The sequence below is a fragment of the Nocardia sp. NPDC058499 genome, assembly GCF_042719915.1.
Lineage (GTDB): Bacteria > Actinomycetota > Actinomycetes > Mycobacteriales > Mycobacteriaceae > Nocardia.
Genome location: NZ_JBHXMZ010000005.1, coordinates 166,392 through 182,859, shown reverse-complemented (window position 1 = coordinate 182,859; position 16,468 = coordinate 166,392). Strand labels below are relative to the sequence as shown.

The 16,468-nt window shown below is 67.5% G+C and carries 15 protein-coding genes; 6 read left to right on the top strand and 9 right to left on the bottom strand.

Translation table 11 applies throughout. From position 1 onward, the window contains the following. Window positions 1–35: 35 nt before the first annotated feature. The 7 genes from ACFWPH_RS17360 to ACFWPH_RS17330 form a co-directional block, all read right to left on the bottom strand. Complete coding sequence (locus ACFWPH_RS17360; protein ID WP_378752092.1) at window positions 36–1,094, bottom strand: ferrochelatase; 1,059 nt, start codon at window positions 1,092–1,094, stop codon at window positions 36–38. Window positions 1,095–1,118: 24 nt separating this feature from the next. Beyond that, complete coding sequence (gene inhA / locus ACFWPH_RS17355) at window positions 1,119–1,952, bottom strand: NADH-dependent enoyl-ACP reductase InhA (protein ID WP_033246197.1); 834 nt, start codon at window positions 1,950–1,952, stop codon at window positions 1,119–1,121. 118 nt (window positions 1,953–2,070) lie between these two features. After that, window positions 2,071–2,787 carry a 3-oxoacyl-ACP reductase FabG1 gene (gene fabG1, locus ACFWPH_RS17350; protein WP_378752089.1) on the bottom strand — a complete coding sequence of 239 codons (717 nt, stop codon included), beginning with the start codon at window positions 2,785–2,787 and terminating at the stop codon, window positions 2,071–2,073. Window positions 2,788–2,962: 175 nt separating this feature from the next. Further along, entirely contained in the window at window positions 2,963–3,964 is a 1,002-nt protein-coding gene (locus ACFWPH_RS17345; protein ID WP_378752087.1) for a VWA domain-containing protein, read from the bottom strand. Next, window positions 3,961–4,911, bottom strand: coding sequence for a DUF58 domain-containing protein (locus ACFWPH_RS17340; RefSeq protein WP_033246200.1), 951 nt, complete (start codon window positions 4,909–4,911; stop codon window positions 3,961–3,963). Before ACFWPH_RS17340 ends, ACFWPH_RS17345 begins: the two co-directional genes overlap by 4 nt. A gap of 29 nt (window positions 4,912–4,940) precedes the next feature. Beyond that, complete coding sequence (locus tag ACFWPH_RS17335) at window positions 4,941–6,095, bottom strand: AAA family ATPase (RefSeq protein WP_378752085.1); 1,155 nt, start codon at window positions 6,093–6,095, stop codon at window positions 4,941–4,943. A 457-nt stretch (window positions 6,096–6,552) separates the two neighbouring features. After that, window positions 6,553–7,179 carry a DUF6676 family protein gene (locus tag ACFWPH_RS17330; protein ID WP_378752083.1) on the bottom strand — a complete coding sequence of 209 codons (627 nt, stop codon included), beginning with the start codon at window positions 7,177–7,179 and terminating at the stop codon, window positions 6,553–6,555. Window positions 7,180–7,528: 349 nt separating this feature from the next. Here ACFWPH_RS17330 and ACFWPH_RS17325 point away from each other — a divergent pair, with 349 nt between their 5' ends. The 5 genes from ACFWPH_RS17325 (at window position 7,529) to ACFWPH_RS17305 (ending at window position 13,285) form a co-directional block, all read left to right on the top strand. Then, window positions 7,529–10,336, top strand: coding sequence for an aconitate hydratase (locus ACFWPH_RS17325; RefSeq protein WP_378752081.1), 2,808 nt, complete (start codon window positions 7,529–7,531; stop codon window positions 10,334–10,336). 285 nt (window positions 10,337–10,621) lie between these two features. Further along, window positions 10,622–11,215, top strand: a complete 594-nt coding sequence (locus tag ACFWPH_RS17320; RefSeq protein ID WP_378752079.1) for a TetR/AcrR family transcriptional regulator — start codon at window positions 10,622–10,624, stop codon at window positions 11,213–11,215. Window positions 11,216–11,237: 22 nt separating this feature from the next. Continuing rightward, window positions 11,238–11,654: an acyl-CoA thioesterase gene (locus tag ACFWPH_RS17315; protein WP_280418768.1), complete on the top strand. Its 417-nt coding sequence runs from the start codon at window positions 11,238–11,240 to the stop codon at window positions 11,652–11,654. A 257-nt stretch (window positions 11,655–11,911) separates the two neighbouring features. After that, entirely contained in the window at window positions 11,912–12,313 is a 402-nt protein-coding gene (locus ACFWPH_RS17310; RefSeq protein ID WP_378752077.1) for a hypothetical protein, read from the top strand. Between the two features lie 12 nt (window positions 12,314–12,325). Next, window positions 12,326–13,285 carry a hypothetical protein gene (locus tag ACFWPH_RS17305; RefSeq protein ID WP_378752075.1) on the top strand — a complete coding sequence of 320 codons (960 nt, stop codon included), beginning with the start codon at window positions 12,326–12,328 and terminating at the stop codon, window positions 13,283–13,285. 86 nt (window positions 13,286–13,371) lie between these two features. Here the strand turns inward: ACFWPH_RS17305 and ACFWPH_RS17300 are convergent, their stop codons facing one another. Both ACFWPH_RS17300 and ACFWPH_RS17295 read right to left on the bottom strand, forming a co-directional pair. Then, the gene (locus ACFWPH_RS17300) at window positions 13,372–13,605 is read right to left on the bottom strand and encodes a helix-turn-helix domain-containing protein (protein WP_033246289.1); all 234 of its coding nucleotides are present in this window, start codon (window positions 13,603–13,605) and stop codon (window positions 13,372–13,374) included. Between the two features lie 82 nt (window positions 13,606–13,687). Beyond that, window positions 13,688–15,319, bottom strand: a complete 1,632-nt coding sequence (locus ACFWPH_RS17295) for an ABC-F family ATP-binding cassette domain-containing protein (RefSeq protein WP_378752073.1) — start codon at window positions 15,317–15,319, stop codon at window positions 13,688–13,690. Window positions 15,320–15,510: 191 nt separating this feature from the next. Here ACFWPH_RS17295 and ACFWPH_RS17290 point away from each other — a divergent pair, with 191 nt between their 5' ends. After that, window positions 15,511–16,275, top strand: a complete 765-nt coding sequence (locus ACFWPH_RS17290; RefSeq protein WP_378752071.1) for an SDR family oxidoreductase — start codon at window positions 15,511–15,513, stop codon at window positions 16,273–16,275. Window positions 16,276–16,468: the final 193 nt, after the last annotated feature.

Here is a 16,468-nt window from a genome sequence, read left to right as displayed (position 1 = left end):
CGACGCACGCTATGGCGCGTCCGGGATCATGCCTGCTAGCAACCGCTGGGTCGTCGCACCGGTTCGCAACAGCCGACGGCACACAGCGCGCCGTCGACCGTACACCCGTGACCGGGTACCTCACCGAGACGCCGCGGCGATGTTCCGCGCAGTTGCTCGGCGATCAACTCGACCACCATCTCGGCGAATCGATCGTCGGTACCCGGAGTTGCCGCGCGGACGAAGGCGATCCCGAGTTCGCCGGCCTTCGTGGCGGCTTCGTTGTCGAGATCCCAGATCACCTCGAGGTGATCGGAGACGAAACCCACCGGGCAGACGATCACGGCGTCGAACCCCTTGTCCGGCAAGGTTTCCAGGTGATCGACGATATCGGGATCGAGCCACGGGACCTGCGGTGGCCCGGACCGCGATTGCCACACCACGTCGTAATCACCGAAACCTGTTGCTGCGGCACACAACCGCGCAGCCTCGGCCACCTGCCGACTGTAGAGATTACCGCCGTCGGCGGGCGGTCCGGCCGCGTTGTCGGCGGCGACCGGCACCGAATGCGCGGTGAACACCAGCCGGACGTTCTCGGCCCGTCCGGCCGGAAGCGTCTCCCGCGCAGCGTGTATCGCGTCCGTGAAGGCCGCGATCAGCAGTGGATGATCGAAATAATGCCGGAGCTTCACCATTTCCGGCGCCTCCGGGCCCACCGCGGCCCGGGCCCTGGTGATGTCCTCGTCGTACTGCCGGCACCCCGAGTATCCGCCCCAGGCCGAGGTCGGGAACACCAGGGCCGAACGCACCCCGTCGGCGGCCATCTGCGCCAGCGTGTCCTCGACCATCGGGTGCCAGTTCCGGTTGCCGAAGTAGACGGGCAGATCGAGCCCGGTACGCACCAGTTCGGCCTCCACCGCGGTGATGATCGCGCGATTGCAGGCATTGATCGGCGATACCCCACCGAAGTGCAGATAATGCTCGGCGACCTCGGTCAGGCGTTCGGGAGGGACGCCACGGCCGCGGGTGACGTTCTCCAGGAACGGCAGCACATCCTCGGGTCCCTCGGGGCCACCGAAGGACAGCAGCAGCAATGCGTCGGCCGCGCGGGCCACGGCGCCTCCTTACAGGTCCGGTGATCAGTCCAGCGGCATGTTCTCGGGGAACCAGGTGTTGTGGCTGGCCCCGCCGTCGACGTAGACGATCGATCCGGTGGTCGCGGGCAACCAATCCGACAGCAGCGCCACGATCGATTTGCCGACCACTTCGGCGCCGCCGTCCCAGCCGATCGGGGACGCGCCGTCCCAGTAGGTATCCAGCTGTTTGAGCTGTTTCGCGTCATCGGTCGCGGTCCCGGCGATCGCCTTGGCGGCAAGGGTTTTCACCGGGCCGGCGGCGATCAGGTTGGACCGGATCTGCTTCGCGTAACCGACCTCACGCGCCACATACCGGTTCACCGATTCCAGTGCGGCCTTGGCCACACCCATCCAGTTGTAGTACGGCATGGCGGTCCGGGGATCGAAATCCATGCCGACGATCGACCCGCGTTCGTTCATCACCGGCAGTACCGCCCGTGCCAGCGCCGCATAGCTCCACGCCGAGATCTCGAAGGATTTCGCGGCATCCGCGCTCGGCCCCTCCAGGAACGGAACGGCATCCGGACCCATCAGCGTCTTCGGGGCGAAGGCGATCGAATGCAGCACACCGTCGATGCCCTCCGGGGCGAGACGACGCAGCTCGTCGGGCAGTTTGTCCAGATCCTCCTGGTTGGTGACATCGAGCCCGATGGCCGGCGGCACCTCCTCGGGCAGCCGCTTGGCGATCCGGTCGATCAACCGCAGGCGCTCGGTGAGACCCGTGATGATCACCCGGGCCCCCTCCTTCTGTGCGATCGCCGCCGCGTGGAACGCGATCGAGGCATCGGTGATGATGCCGGTGACGAGGATCGTCTTGCCTTCGAGCAATCCGCCCATGAGTTCTCGGTTCTCCCTGATGTGTGGTGTTGTGGATCGCGTTCGACCGGCCGTGCCGACGGTGTTCACCGTATCGCCGGCGCGGCCGTCGAGAAGTGTTCGGTGACCTGCAGGCGGGTCAGTGCCCCATACCCATACCACCGTCGACCGGGATCACCGCACCGGAGACGTAGGCCGAATCCTCCGACGCGAGGAAGCTGACCACGGCCGCGACGTCCTCGGGTTTGCCGACCCGCTTCATCGGGATGAACTTCTCGGCCAGCTCCCGCATCTCCTGCGGCAGGTCCTTGGTCATATCGGTATCGATGAAACCGGGCGCGACGACATTGGCGGTGATCGAGCGCCCGCCCAGTTCGCGCGTGATGGACCGCGCCAGCCCGACGACACCGGCTTTCGACGCGGCGTAGTTGATCTGCCCGGCCTGGCCCGCGAGGCCCACGACCGAGCCGAGGAAGATCATCCGGCCCCACCGGGCGCGCAGCATGGCCCGGTTGGCCCGCTTGGCGCACCGGAAGGCGCCGGCCAGGTTCGCATCTACCACCGTGGTGAACTGCTCTTCGGTCATCCGCATGAGCAGCGTGTCGTCGGTGATTCCCGCATTGGCGACCAGTACTTCCACCGGACCCTGCTGCGCCTCGACCTCGGAAAAAGCCCGATCCACCGATTCACTGTCGGTGACATCGCATTTCACTCCGAACAGGCCCTCGGGTGCACCCGAACCGCGATGGGTGACGGCCACCTTGTGACCGTCGGCGTGCAGGCGCTGCGCCACCGCGAGCCCGATCCCGCGGTTGCCGCCGGTCACCAGAACCGAGCGTGCTGTGAAGTTCGACATGGGGACAAACCTACCTGGCGGCGCCGGTAGCACTCGCATGGGACGTCCACCCATATTTCGCCGGTGTACTTGTGCGTCTCGCACAAACCGGGGTACGGCGACGGGCCGGGTTCGGTATCGAACCCGGCCCGTCGGCGGCGTACTCACCGGCCCGCTGAGGGGCCGGTGGATCCGGTTACGGCAGCCGCTGCCGCATCAGTAGGGCCACCACGACACCGGCGAGGGTCGCCAGCAGACCGAGCAGCCACCAGGGCCGGCTCGCGTCCCCGCGGGTGATCTCGTAGCCGATCTGTTCTTCGAGGGTGTCGTAGACGCCGGAGAGTTCCTCGAGGCTGGAGGCCGTATAGAACTCCCCACCGGACAGTTGCGCGATCTCCTGCATCGCCTCGTCGTCCACCGGTACCTCGACCTGATCGGCGCCCCCGTCGTCGCGCGGGATCTCGACCACACCCCATTGGGTGCCGAACGAGATCGTCGACACCGGGATCTTCTTGGTCTTGGCCAGCCGGGCCGCCACGAATTCGTGCCGCGGATTGTCGAAATCCTCGAAATCCGGGACCGTCTGTTTACCGTCGGACATCAGCACGATCCGGGCCGGCGGCGGTGTCTCCGAACCGCCCAGGACCGAGGCGAGGGTTTCGATCGACTGCAGGGCGGTGAAGATCCCTTCACCGGTGGCCGTGCGTTCGGCGAGGCGGATGTTGTCGATGGCGGCCTTCACCGAGCCGCGGTCGGTGGTGGGCGAGACGAGTACCGAGGCGGTTCCCGCGTAGGTCACCAGGCCCAGGTTGATACCCGGGGTGAGGCCTTCGGCGAAATCCTTGGCCGCCTGCTGGGCGACCTCGAGCCGGCTCGGTGATACATCGGTGGCTTCCATCGACAGCGAGACGTCCATGACGAGGACGACGGTGGCCCGGTTCCGGGGCACCTTCTGCTCGGCGGTCGGCCCGGCGGCGCCGATGGTGGAGAACACCATGCCGACGATCACCAGGATGATCGGGATATGCCGCCAGAAGGCCGGCCGGTTCGGCGCCACCTTCTCGAGCTGCTCCATATTGCTGAATCGCAGCATATGGCGGTGTTTACTGCGCTGGACCAGCAGGTACGCCAGCGCCAGCAGCAGGATGACGGCAAGGAACCCGAGCCAGATCGGGGCGGCGAAATTCGAAATACTCACTGGCGTGGCACCCGCGAAGTCGAGGCGCCGAGGCTGTGGCGCCGGGTGGAGACGAACCGGACCACATCGGCGATCCAGTCCCGGTCGGTCTGCAAGGTCATCACGGGGGCGCCGCAGCTGCGCAAGGTCTGCTCGACCTCCTCCCGGTGCCGCTGCGCGGCCGCCGCATAGTCGGCGCGCAACTGGGGCGTCACGCTGAACTCGCGGGTCCGCCCGGTTTCCGGGTCGTGCAGCACGACGTCACCGATATCGGGCAGGGCCATATCGCGCGGATCGAGCACCTCCACGGCCAGCAGCTCGTGGCGCGCGGAGATGGCGCGCAGCGACCGCTGCCAGGTGATATCCCCGAGGAAATCGCTGATCACCACCGCGAGTCCGCGTTTACGCTGCGGGCGGCGCAGCGATTCGATGGCGCCGTGCAGATCACCGCGTACCCCGTCGCGCGGATGCGGCGTGGTGGCGATACTGCGCAGCAGCGACTGTGCGTGCACCCGGCCGCTCCGCGCCGGAATGCGCCGCAACTGTTCGCCGGTGGCCACCACGGCGCCGACCCGGTTACCGCCGCCCATCGTCAGATGGGTGATCGCGGCCGCGGCGGCGACCACGAGATCGCGTTTCTGACAGGCGCCGGTGCCGAAGTCCAGGCTGGCGGACAGATCCACCACCATCCAGGTTTCCAGTTCCCGGTCGGCGATCATCTGCCGGACATGCGGATGGGTGGTGCGGGCAGTGACCGACCAGTCCATCTGCCGGACATCGTCACCGGGCTGATAGGCGCGCGCCTCACCCGGTTCCGAACCGGGCCCCGGGATCAGGCCGAGATGATCGCCGTGCAGTACGCCGTCCAACCGGCGGCGCACCGTGAGCTCCAGGGTTTTCAGGGCGGCCGCCAGATGCGGGTCGGTCAGTTCGCCCGACCGGAACGAAGGTGGCGCGTGATCTGCCATGGGCACTCGGGCACGGGGGTCCGGCCGGGTCACTGGGGCTGGTTCGTGCCGGCGGTCTGCGGCACCTGGGGCGCCTGCTGCGGCGGTGCGGGCGGCCGGCCGTTACCGTTCTCGGCGGCGGGCGGCGCACCGGGCGCCACCGCCTGCGGCGCCACCTGCGGCAGGCCGACGGTCTGCAGGACCCGCTGGATGACATCCTCGGGGCTGATCTCGTCGGCGAGCGCATCGTAGGAGAGCACCAGGCGATGCCGGAGCACGTCCGGGATGACCTCGAGAACATCCTGCGGAACCACATAGTCGCGACCGCGGATCAGCGCGACCGCACGGGCGGCGGCGATGATGCCGAGGCTGGCGCGGGGGGAGGCGCCGTAGGAGATCCAGTTCGCCACATCGTGCATACCGAATTCGGCCGGGACACGAGTGGCCGAGATCACCCGGACCACATAGTCCACCAGCGCATGGTGCACAAAGGTGCTCGCGGCGAGTTTCTGCAAACGGATCAACTCCGCCGGCTCCAGGATCTGCCCGGGCTCCGGCGGCGCGACACCCATCCGGTAGATGATCTCGCGTTCCTCCTCGACGGAGGGGTAGTCGACAACGATCTTGAACAGGAACCGGTCACGCTGCGCTTCCGGCAGCGGGTACACGCCTTCGCTCTCGATCGGGTTCTGCGTAGCCATCACCAGGAAGGGATCGGGCATCGGGTAAGTCTTACCGCCGATCGACACATGCCGTTCGGCCATCACCTCGAGCAGCGCCGACTGCACCTTCGCGGGGGCGCGGTTGATCTCGTCGGCCAGGACGAAGTTGGCGACGACGGGGCCCAGTTCGGTATCGAACTCTTCCCGGCCCTGGCGGTAGATCCGGGTACCGACGAGGTCGGTGGGCACCAGGTCGGGGGTGAACTGGACGCGGGAGAACGACCCGCCGACCACCTTGGCGAAGGTTTCCACCGCCAGCGTTTTGGCGATACCGGGCACGCCCTCCAGCAGCACATGACCGCGGGCGAGCACCCCGACCAGCAGCCGCTCGACCAGCCGGTCCTGCCCGACGATTACCCGCTTGACCTCGTAGATCGCTTTTTCCAGGGTCTGGACGTCGCGTTCGAGGGTGCTCGAAGCAGGCGCCGGCGGTTCTTTCGCCAAGTCCGCCCCTTTGACACCGTCCGTCGAAGTCACCAACATCCCCGCTTTCGCCTCGGTCCTGTGCGTGCTGTCACAACTATTCCAGGTGATGACCGTATCCGCCGCAACCGGCTCCACTGTCGCGGATTTCGCCGCCTTCACCTGCGGTCGCCGGCCCGGCGGACGGTGTCCGCCCGGTGGCCGCGGCCGCCGGCATCGCCCGTCGCCCTCGACCATACGTACCGATAAGGCATGATGCCCGCCGCAGCGGCCGCCGAAACCTGCGCAATTCCGCCGGACGGCGGGACAGGCGGGCGCAGAGAGCGAGCCACAGGCGCCATGTGGCCCCGCAGCCATCGGCTCGATAGCTGCTCAGACCCGTACAACGCCGCAGACGCGCGGCCCCCGCCTGTCGGCGCCGGCCGGATCCCGCGCCCGCGATCGCGGCGGTCACACGGCCCGCGACACGCACCCACAGAGTAGGCGCGACCCATGGAATAGCGGCAGGCGCAGGCGCCTACCGCGAGGCCGGTTCGCGCACGGCTGCTTCGGTGACCCGGGCAGGAATCTCGGAGTCTCCCGCGGGCGCCGGGGCGTCCGGCGGAGTCGCGGTATCTGCTGCCGGCGTCTCGTCGCGGCGCGCCTTGACCCAGTACAACCCGCCGATCACCAGGACCAGCCCGGCCAGCAGCACCGAGGTGATCTCGGTCCAGCTCACCGTCGGGGTCTGTTCGAGGCGGTGCACCAGGATCTGGGCGGCCTCCTCGCTGTCACCGCCTTTGAACTTCGCCGTGTCCTCGGCCCATTCGAGCCGCACGCGGCTGATCGAATCGCTGGTGGTGCCGATCCAGTCGTCGCTGAAGACCGCGATCGTGCCGTGCTGGAATCCGGCGACCTCGGTGGCCAGATCCCGCAGTTCCGAATCGTGGCCGGGGTTGCCGTGCATCACCACGATGCTCAGGTCGATGCCGTGCGCCCGCGCATCGGCCACGATTGCGGCCAGTTCGCTCTGGTCGTCTCCGTCGGGTGTGGACACCCCGTTGTCGGCGAGATCGGTCCGGACTTCCGCCATGGTGTCCGTGTCGAATTCGTCCGGCAGCTTGGTGGCCTTGAGGGAGAAGGCCGAAGTGTGGGTGACGGTCATCTTCCATCCGGTCTTGGTCGAGGCCGCATCGTCGGACGAGGCGACAGGGGTAGCGAGCACTGGGCACGAGTTCCGGGAGTACCCGACGGCACGCCCCGGCAATCCGGTCCAGCTCGAGAGCAGATTACGCGACGACGGCGCGGTCGGTGCACACCCGCCACGCCGAACGGTTGCCACGCCGGGCCGCGGTGACCGGGCGCCGCCCCGAAAATTTCACAGGACAAGCGTACTGTTAGGGTTGGGAACCGCGGGGAACCGGCGCCATCCCGGGCCGGCACCTCATGCCAGAGACGTACCGCCGCCGGCACAGCCCCGCCGACGGCGCCCACACCCGACAAGTGGAGCTGACGTGACCAAAAGTATCGATACTTTCGGCGCCAAGGGCAACCTCGAGGTCGGAAGCAACTCCTACGAGATCTTCCGCCTCTCGGCCGTGCCCGGCACCGAGAAACTCCCGTACGCACTGAAGGTCCTCGCCGAGAATCTGCTGCGCACCGAGGACGGCGCGAACATCACCGCCGACCATATTCGTGCGCTGGCCGACTGGGATCCCAACGCCCAGCCCAGTATCGAAATCCAGTTCACCCCGGCCCGCGTGGTGATGCAGGACTTCACCGGCGTGCCCTGCGTGGTCGATTTGGCCACCATGCGCGAGGCCGTCGCCGCCCTGGGTGGCGACCCGGAGAAGGTCAACCCCCTCTCCCCCGCCGAGATGGTCATCGACCACTCCGTCATCCTCGATGTGTTCGGCCGCGCCGATGCTTTCGAGCGCAATGTCGAACTCGAATACGAGCGCAACGGTGAGCGCTACCAGTTCCTGCGCTGGGGCCAGGGCGCCTTCGACGATTTCAAGGTCGTTCCCCCGGGCACCGGTATCGTGCACCAGGTCAATATCGAGTACCTGGCCCGCACCGTCATGGTCCGCAACGGCCAAGCCTACCCGGACACCTGCGTCGGCACCGACTCGCACACCACCATGGTCAACGGCCTGGGTGTGCTGGGCTGGGGCGTCGGCGGTATCGAGGCCGAGGCCGCCATGCTCGGCCAGCCGGTGTCCATGCTGATCCCGCGCGTGGTCGGCTTCAAACTGACCGGTGAGATCCAGCCGGGCGTCACCGCCACCGACGTGGTGCTCACCGTCACCGAAATGCTGCGCAAGCACGGTGTGGTCGGCAAGTTCGTCGAGTTCTACGGACAGGGCGTGGCCGAGGTGCCGCTGGCCAACCGCGCCACCCTGGGCAATATGAGCCCCGAGTTCGGCTCCACCGCGGCGATTTTCCCGATCGACGAAGAAACCATCAACTACCTGCGTCTCACCGGCCGCAGCGACGAACAGCTGGCGCTCGTCGAGGCCTACGCCAAAGAGCAGGGCATGTGGCACGACCCGGCCTCGGAGCCCACCTACTCCGAGTACCTGGAGCTCGATCTGGGCACCGTGGTGCCCTCCATCGCCGGCCCGAAGCGCCCGCAGGACCGGATCCTGCTCAGCGAATCGAAGATCGCGTTCCGCAAGGACATCCACAACTACGTGGAAGAGGACTACCCGACCCCGCACAGCAAACTGGACGAGGCGGTCGAGGAGACCTTCCCGGCCTCCGATCCCGCGCCGATGCTCAGCTTCGCCGACGACGGGGCCGTCGATGTCAACTCCGCGGCCAGCGGCGCCGACGGCCGGCCCTCCAAACCGATCCGGGTGGTGTCCGAGGAGCGCGGTGAGTTCGTGCTCGACCACGGCGCGGTGGCGGTCGCGGGTATCACCTCCTGCACCAACACCTCCAACCCGTCGGTCATGATCGGTGCCGCGCTGCTGGCCCGTAACGCGGTGGAGAAGGGCTTGACCAGCAAGCCGTGGGTGAAGACCAATATGGCCCCCGGTTCGCAGGTCGTCACCGACTACTACGAGAAGGCCGGTCTGTGGCCCTACCTGGAGAAGCTGGGCTTCCACCTGGGTGGCTACGGCTGCACCACCTGCATCGGTAACACCGGTCCGCTGCCGGAGGAGATCTCGCAGGCGGTCAACGACAACGACCTCACCGTCACCGCGGTGCTGTCGGGTAACCGTAACTTCGAGGGCCGTATCTCGCCCGACGTGAAGATGAACTACCTGGCATCCCCGCCGCTGGTCATCGCCTACGCGCTCGCGGGCACGATGGACTTCGATTTCGAGAACGATCCGCTGGGCAAGGACACCCAGGGCAATTCGGTGTTCCTGAAGGACATCTGGCCCTCGGCGCAGGAGATCGACGACACCATCAAGTCGGCGATCAGCCAGGAGATGTTCACCAAGTCCTATGCCGATGTCTTCAAGGGCGACGAGCGGTGGCGCAGCCTGCCCACCCCGGAGGGCAACACCTTCGAGTGGAGCGACGATTCCACCTACGTCCGCAAGGCGCCGTATTTCGACGGTATGGGCATGGATCCGGAGCCCGTCGCCGATATCAAGGGCGCCCGCGTCCTGGCCCTGCTGGGCGATTCGGTCACCACCGACCACATCTCCCCCGCCGGTGCCATCAAACCGGGTACCCCGGCCGCCGACTACCTCGATTCGCACGGCGTGGCGCGCAAGGACTACAACTCCCTGGGCTCGCGCCGCGGTAACCACGAGGTGATGATCCGCGGCACCTTCGCCAACATCCGGCTGCGCAACCAGCTCCTCGACGATGTCTCGGGCGGTTACACCCGCGACTTCACCCAGGACGGCGGCCCGCAAGCGTTCATCTACGACGCTTCGCAGAACTACCAGAAGGCCGGTATCCCCCTGGTCGTGCTGGGCGGTAAGGAGTACGGCTCCGGTTCGTCGCGCGACTGGGCCGCCAAGGGCACCCGCCTGTTGGGTGTGAAGGCCGTGATCACCGAATCGTTCGAGCGTATCCACCGGTCGAACCTGATCGGTATGGGTGTGATCCCGCTGCAGTTCCCGCAGGGCGAATCGGCGAAATCGCTGGGCCTGACCGGTACCGAGGTCTTCGATATCGCGGGTATCGAGGAACTCAACTCGGGCACCACCCCGGCCACCGTCCACGTCACGGCGACCAAGGACGACGGGTCGAAGGTCGAGTTCGACGCGGTGGTCCGTATCGACACCCCCGGTGAGGCGGATTACTACCGCAACGGTGGCATTCTACAGTACGTGCTGCGGAATATGATCCGGAACTGATCGCAGGTACCGCGAGCCCGGGTACCACCGGGCTCGCGCACCGGATCCCGTGACCCGAGCCACCGGCTCCTCCGGTTCGGGGTCCGGTGTGCGGGCCGGTCTCCGAGCAGTCCGCGAGGCGCCTGCCGGCCGGACGGCCGCGCCGGACCCGGATGCGGCGCGGTTCCCGCGAGATCACATAGTAGACACCGGGATTCCCCGCCTCGGTCTCGGCCGCGGCGGGGATGCGCGTATCTGTGACCCACCGCCCGTCATTTCGTATCCACCCCCGCTGGAGGAGAGTCCATGCCCAAGGTCAGCGACGATCATCTGGCCGCCCGGCGCACACAGATACTCGACGGCGCGCGCCGCTGTTTCGCCGAGTTCGGGTACGACGGCGCCACCGTGCGCCGTCTGGAGGATGCCATCGGCCTGTCCCGGGGCGCGATCTTCCATCATTTCCGCGATAAGGACGCCCTCTTCCTGGCGCTCGCCCAGGAGGACAACGAGCGAATGGCCGAGGTCGCGGCCAACGAGGGCATCGTGCAGGTGATGCGGGATATGCTCGCCGATCCGCAGGAGTACAACTGGCTGGGCACCCGGCTGGAGATCGCCCGGCGGCTGCGCACCGATCCCGAGTTCCGGTCGAGCTGGACGCAGCGTTCGGCCGAGCTCACCGCGGCCACCCTGGCCCGGCTCGAACGCCGGAAGGCGGCCGGGGCGTTGCGCGACGATGTCCCCACCGATGTCCTGCTGGGTTACCTCGACCTCGTGCTGGACGGTCTCATCGCCCGGATCGCCTCGGGGCATACGAACGAAAACCTTACCGCCGTCCTGGATCTGGTCGAGGCCTCGGTACGACGCCGCCCCGGAGCTCCGGAGCCGAGGGAACAACAGTGACCCGCGGCGAGTTCGCAGAAATATGACCTTCTCCGTCCCCATCACCGTCCGCGGTTACGAACTCGATGTCCAGGGCCATGTCAATCAGGCGGTCTACCTGCAGTACGCCGAACACGCCCGCTGGGAGTGCCTGGTGGCCGCGGGACTACAGGCGGACAAACTGGTGGCGGCCCGGCTGGGACCGGTGATTCTGGAAACCACCATCAAATACCGGCGCGAACTGCGCAGCGGCGACGAGGTCCGGGTGAGCTGCGAATTCGAATGGGGTTCGGGCAAAACCTATCGTATCCGGCAGGAGATGATCCGCGCCGACGGCACCCTCTCGGCCGAGGTGGTCGGCGTCGGCGGAGTGCTGGATCTGGATGCCCGCCGGTTGGTCGCGGATCCGGCGGGGCGCTTGCGCGCACTGGCCGAGAAACCCGAACTCCTCGGCGGCTGAACGGCGCCGAGGAAGCATTCGGCAAACATTCCGTCCGCCGGGCCGTTCTGCCCGGTGGCCGGAAAACTTCCGTCCCGGTAATTTTCCCGGTCTCGAGATCGGCTTTCTGCGGACACAATTCCGGCGATATCGGCCGCCGCCGTGCCGCGGCGGCGTTATGATCCGGACGCGCTCGGGTCGTGGCACATTGCGAGCTAGATCGGAGAAATCAGATGACCGCTGTCCTGCCTCCCGTCGGCACAACACAATCCGATGCGGTGGCCACCCTCACTGGTGTGCTCCTCGCCGACGACGAGGATGCTGTCCGGATCCGGGTCGCGGACGGGACGTGGACCTTCGCCCCCTGCGATGTACTCGGGATCCGCGAGCACGACGAACGGCCCGGCACCCCCGCGGGCACAGTCCTGGTCGATATCCGGTCCGGCGCAACCGCCGATTTCACCCGCCGGCTGCGTATCGATGTGGGCGAACGGCCGCTGACGCTGGCGGCACCCCCGTCGCCGGCCTTCGGCGATACCCAGCTACGCCGGCTCACCGAAACCTGGGCGCGGCGGCTGCACCTCGCCGATCCCCCGCACCACCCGGCGACATTCACCTTCGCGCAGACCCGGTCGTACAACAGCAGCGACGACGGTATCCACTGCGACAGTCTCGACTGAGCGGCCACCACGATGACCACCCGGCAGGGGTCGGTCCTCATCGTCTCCGAATCCGATGATCTGCACGCCGCAGCCATGCAGGCGACACTGCGAGAACAGTACGGCGTCACCACCCTACGGCTCGATCTCCGCGATTTCCCCCGGGAAACGGGCAGTTTCCGGCTCGACGGTTCCGCGAGCGCGCGCTCATTGGCGGGCCTGTCCGGCCTCGACGACATCCGCGCGGTGTGGTGGCGGCGCCCGCATCCCAGCCGGGTCCCGGCCGGGGTCCGCGCCGACGACGACGCCTATCGGCAGGCCGAATGCGATGGGTTCACGCAGGGCCTGCTGTGGTCGCTGCCGGCCCGGTGGGTCAACGATCCCGGCCACGATCGACTCGCCCACCGCAAGATCGTCCAGCTGGATACGGCCCGGCGGGCCGGCTGTGCGCTCCCGGAGACGCTGATCACCAACGATCCCGGCGCGGCCCGGGAGTTCATCGAAAACAGTGCGGGGCGGGTCGTTTTCAAACGCACCGGCACCTCCCGGGCGGAATTCGCCGAGACCCGGCTCGTCGAACCCGCCGATCTGGACCGGCTCGGTGCGATCCGCTGGTCGCCGACGATCTTCCAGCGGTATATCGATCCCGAATGCGATCTGCGCGTGGTCTGGGTGGGCGGGCAGGAGTGGGTGGTCCGGATCGACTCCCGCGCGGGTGCGGGGCGCGTCGACTCCCGACTCGATGTGTCGGTCGATTTCTCCCCCGCCCGGCTTCCGGCCGCGGTCAGCAAATCACTGGCCACCTTGATGGGCACCCTCGGACTCTGCTTCGGCGTGCTGGATCTGCGGGTGGGCCTCGACGGCGAGCACTATTTCCTCGAGGTCAACCCGCAGGGACAGTTCGCCTATCTCGAGATCAAGACCGGGCTGCCGATCTTCGCCAGTCTGGCCGGCCTGCTGGCTCACGGCGACAGCGCGGTGACCGGCTGGTGACCCGGGCATAACCGGCTCGACCCGGCACACCGGGCCCCGCGCCGCCGGGTCGATATCCGGCGGCGGAGCCTGCGAATACGGTGCGGTTAGCGGGCTTTACGGCGGTTCGCGCCACCACGGCTGCGGAGCTGCACATGCGACTCCGTCAGCACATTGTGGATGAACCCGTAGGAACGCCCGGTCGCGCGTGCCAGCGACCTGATGCTCGCCCCTGCTTCGTATTGCTTCTTCAACTGGGACTGCAGGCGGTCGCGTGACTTTCCCGTGACGCGGGTGCCTTTACCCAATGTGCTCTTGCTCTGTACCGGCCTGTCGCCCATGGCTTCCTCCGAGTCGCCGAGCAGCGTCACTCTCAGGCTAAGCATTCGGCGAGCATCCGGCAATGAGTTCTTGTGATGAAACTCACGCGAGCTGAATCAATTCCAGGTACTCGGCCGACCAGTGGTCCTCGGTGCCGTCCGGGAGCAGGATCACGCGCTCGGGATTCAGGGCTTCGGCGGCGCCGGGGTCGTGGGTGACCAGGACGACCGCACCGGCGTAGGTGCGCAGCGCGTCGAGGACCTGTTCGCGGGAGATCGGGTCCAGGTTGTTGGTCGGTTCGTCGAGCAACAGCACGTTCGCCGCCGAGGAGACCAGCCCGGCCAGCGCCAGACGGGTCTTCTCACCGCCGGACAGCGTTCCCGCGGGCTGGTCGAGCTGCGGACCGCTGAACATGAAGGCGCCCAGCAGACCGCGCAATTCCTGTTCGCCCGCATCGGGTGCCATATGCCGGATGTTCTCCCACACGCTGGCCGCGTCGTCGAGGGTGTCGTGCTCCTGCGCGAAGTACCCGACCTTCAGCCCGTGACCGGGCACCAGCGAACCGCCGGTCGGCTCCTCGGTACCGCCGAGCAGCCGCAGCAGGGTGGTCTTACCGGCACCGTTGAGGCCCAGGACCACCACGCGACTGCCGCGGTCGATCGCCAGGTCCACCCCGGTGAAGATCTCCAGCGACCCGTAGACCTTGGTGAGGTTCTCCGCCATCAACGGGGTCTTACCGCAGGCCGCCGGTTCCGGGAATTTGATCCGCGCGACCTTGTCCGCGACGCGCACCTCGTCCAGTTCGGCGAGCAGCCGGTCGGCGCGTTTGGCCATATTCTGGGCGGCAACGGCTTTCGTGGCCTTGGCGCCCAGTTTGGCGGCCTGGGTCCGCAGCGCCGACGCCTTCTTCTCGGCGTTGGCGCGTTCCCGGCGGCGCCGCTGTTCGTCGGTGGCACGGGCATCGAGGTATTTGGTCCAGCCCATGTTGTACACATCGGCTTCCCCGCGGACTGCGTCGAGGAACCACACCTTGTTCACGACATCCGCGAGCAGGTCCACATCGTGGCTGATCACGATGAGCCCGCCGTCGTGGTTCTGCAGGAACCCGCGCAACCAGGTGATGGAATCGGCATCCAGGTGGTTGGTGGGTTCATCGAGCAACAGCGTGGTGTCGGACCGTCCGCCGCTGCCGTCGGAGGCCGCGAACAGAATGCGGGCCAGCTCGATTCGCCGCCGCTGACCGCCCGACAGCGTCCGCAGCGGTTGCCCCAGCACGCGGTCCGGCAGGCCCAGGCTGTGGCAGATCCGGGCCGACTCGCTTTCCGCGACGTAGCCGCCGAGCGCGGAGAAACGATCCTCGAGCCGCCCGTACTTGCGGACGGCCCGCTCGCGTTCGGTGTCATCGGCCAGTTCGGCCATGAGCGCCTGCTGTTTCTCCATATCCCGGATCAGCGCGTCCAGGCCGCGAGCCGACAGCACCCGGTCGCGCGCCAGCACATCGAGATTGCCTTCGCGCGGATCCTGCGGCAGGTAGCCGATATCGCTCGACCGCATGATCGTGCCGGCGTACGGTTCACCTTCCCCGGCCAGGATGCGCAGGGTGGTGGTCTTACCGGCGCCGTTACGGCCGACCAGGCCGATCCGGTCGCCGGCCTGCACCCGCAACGCCGGTCCGGGCGCGGACAGCAGGGTACGGACGCCGGCCCGGACCTCGAGGTCGGTCGCGGTGATCACAGATATCTCCTCGGCAGCAGGTTGGGGGCGATGGTCCGGCGGGTTCGGGCGGGACTTTCCACCCATGATCGGCCGTATCCGGACACGGAACCACCGATTTTACCTGCCCGCACGGTGGCCCCGCCCGCTGCGGCCTACGGCACCGCCGCTGCCGGCCGGCAGCCGTCTCGGACACGGTAACGTGCCCGGCTATGAGCACCGATCTGTTGGGTAAGAGCGCGCTGGTCTCCGGGGCCAGCCGGGGTATCGGCTTCGCGGTGGCCGCGGAGCTGCTGAGCCGGGGCGCAAACGTGCTGATCACCGCGCGCAAACCTGAACCGCTGGACAAGGCGGCCGCCGAACTGCGCGGATTGGGGCATCAAGGCGAGGTCATCGCACTGGCCGGTAACTCCGGCGACGCGGAGGCACGCACGGCCGCGGTCCAGCGGGCGGTCACCGAATTCGGGTCGCTGGACATCCTGATCAACAACACCGGTATCAACCCGGTGTACGGCTCCCTGATGGAGGCCGATCTCGACGCGGTCCGCAAGATCTTCGATGTGAACGTCGTCGCCGCCCTGGGCTATATCCAGGAGGCGTACAAGGCGTGGATGGGCGAACACGGCGGCGCGGTGGTGAACGTGGCCAGCGTCGCGGGCCTGCGTTCCACCGGGGTGATCGCCGCCTACGGCGCCTCCAAGGCGGCGCTGATCCGGCTCACCGACGAACTCGCCTGGCAGCTCGGCCCGAAGATCCGGGTCAACGCGGTCGCGCCCGGGGTGGTGAAGACCAGTTTCGCGGATGCGCTGTACTCGGCCGACGAGGAGGCCGCGGCGCAGGTCTACCCGATGAAGCGGCTCGGTTCGCCGGAGGATGTGGCCCGGCTGATCGCGTTCCTCGCTTCGGAGCAGGCGCAGTGGATCACCGGCGAAACGGTACGTGTCGACGGTGGCCTGCTGTCGACCGGAGGCCTCTAGCAACCGCGGATATCCGGACCCGGCGGTGCTCGAGCAGCCACCGGTACTCGACCGGCCGGCGGTATCCGGCCGCCGGAGATATTCGAGGCGACCAGAGATAGCCGGGTTCGCTCGCTGCGGGGCGGGGGGGGGGGGGGTTGGGTTGGTCGGTTGCTCGTGTTTTTCTTCCTTCTCCTCTGCCCCACTCTCCCCC

Bases quoted from the DNA above. Each gene is read 5' to 3' on its own strand.
- inhA (WP_033246197.1), bottom strand. From the start codon at position 1,952: ATGGGCGGATTGCTCGAAGGCAAGACGATCCTCGTCACCGGCATCATC.
- fabG1 (WP_378752089.1), bottom strand. From the start codon at position 2,787: ATGTCGAACTTCACAGCACGCTCGGTTCTGGTGACCGGCGGCAACCGC.
- ACFWPH_RS17340 (WP_033246200.1), bottom strand. From the start codon at position 4,911: ATGGCAGATCACGCGCCACCTTCGTTCCGGTCGGGCGAACTGACCGAC.
- ACFWPH_RS17335 (WP_378752085.1), bottom strand. From the start codon at position 6,095: ATGTTGGTGACTTCGACGGACGGTGTCAAAGGGGCGGACTTGGCGAAA.
- ACFWPH_RS17330 (WP_378752083.1), bottom strand. From the start codon at position 7,179: ATGACCGTCACCCACACTTCGGCCTTCTCCCTCAAGGCCACCAAGCTG.
- ACFWPH_RS17320 (WP_378752079.1), top strand. From the start codon at position 10,622: ATGCCCAAGGTCAGCGACGATCATCTGGCCGCCCGGCGCACACAGATA.
- ACFWPH_RS17315 (WP_280418768.1), top strand. From the start codon at position 11,238: ATGACCTTCTCCGTCCCCATCACCGTCCGCGGTTACGAACTCGATGTC.
- ACFWPH_RS17305 (WP_378752075.1), top strand. From the start codon at position 12,326: ATGACCACCCGGCAGGGGTCGGTCCTCATCGTCTCCGAATCCGATGAT.
- ACFWPH_RS17300 (WP_033246289.1), bottom strand. From the start codon at position 13,605: ATGGGCGACAGGCCGGTACAGAGCAAGAGCACATTGGGTAAAGGCACC.
- ACFWPH_RS17290 (WP_378752071.1), top strand. From the start codon at position 15,511: ATGAGCACCGATCTGTTGGGTAAGAGCGCGCTGGTCTCCGGGGCCAGC.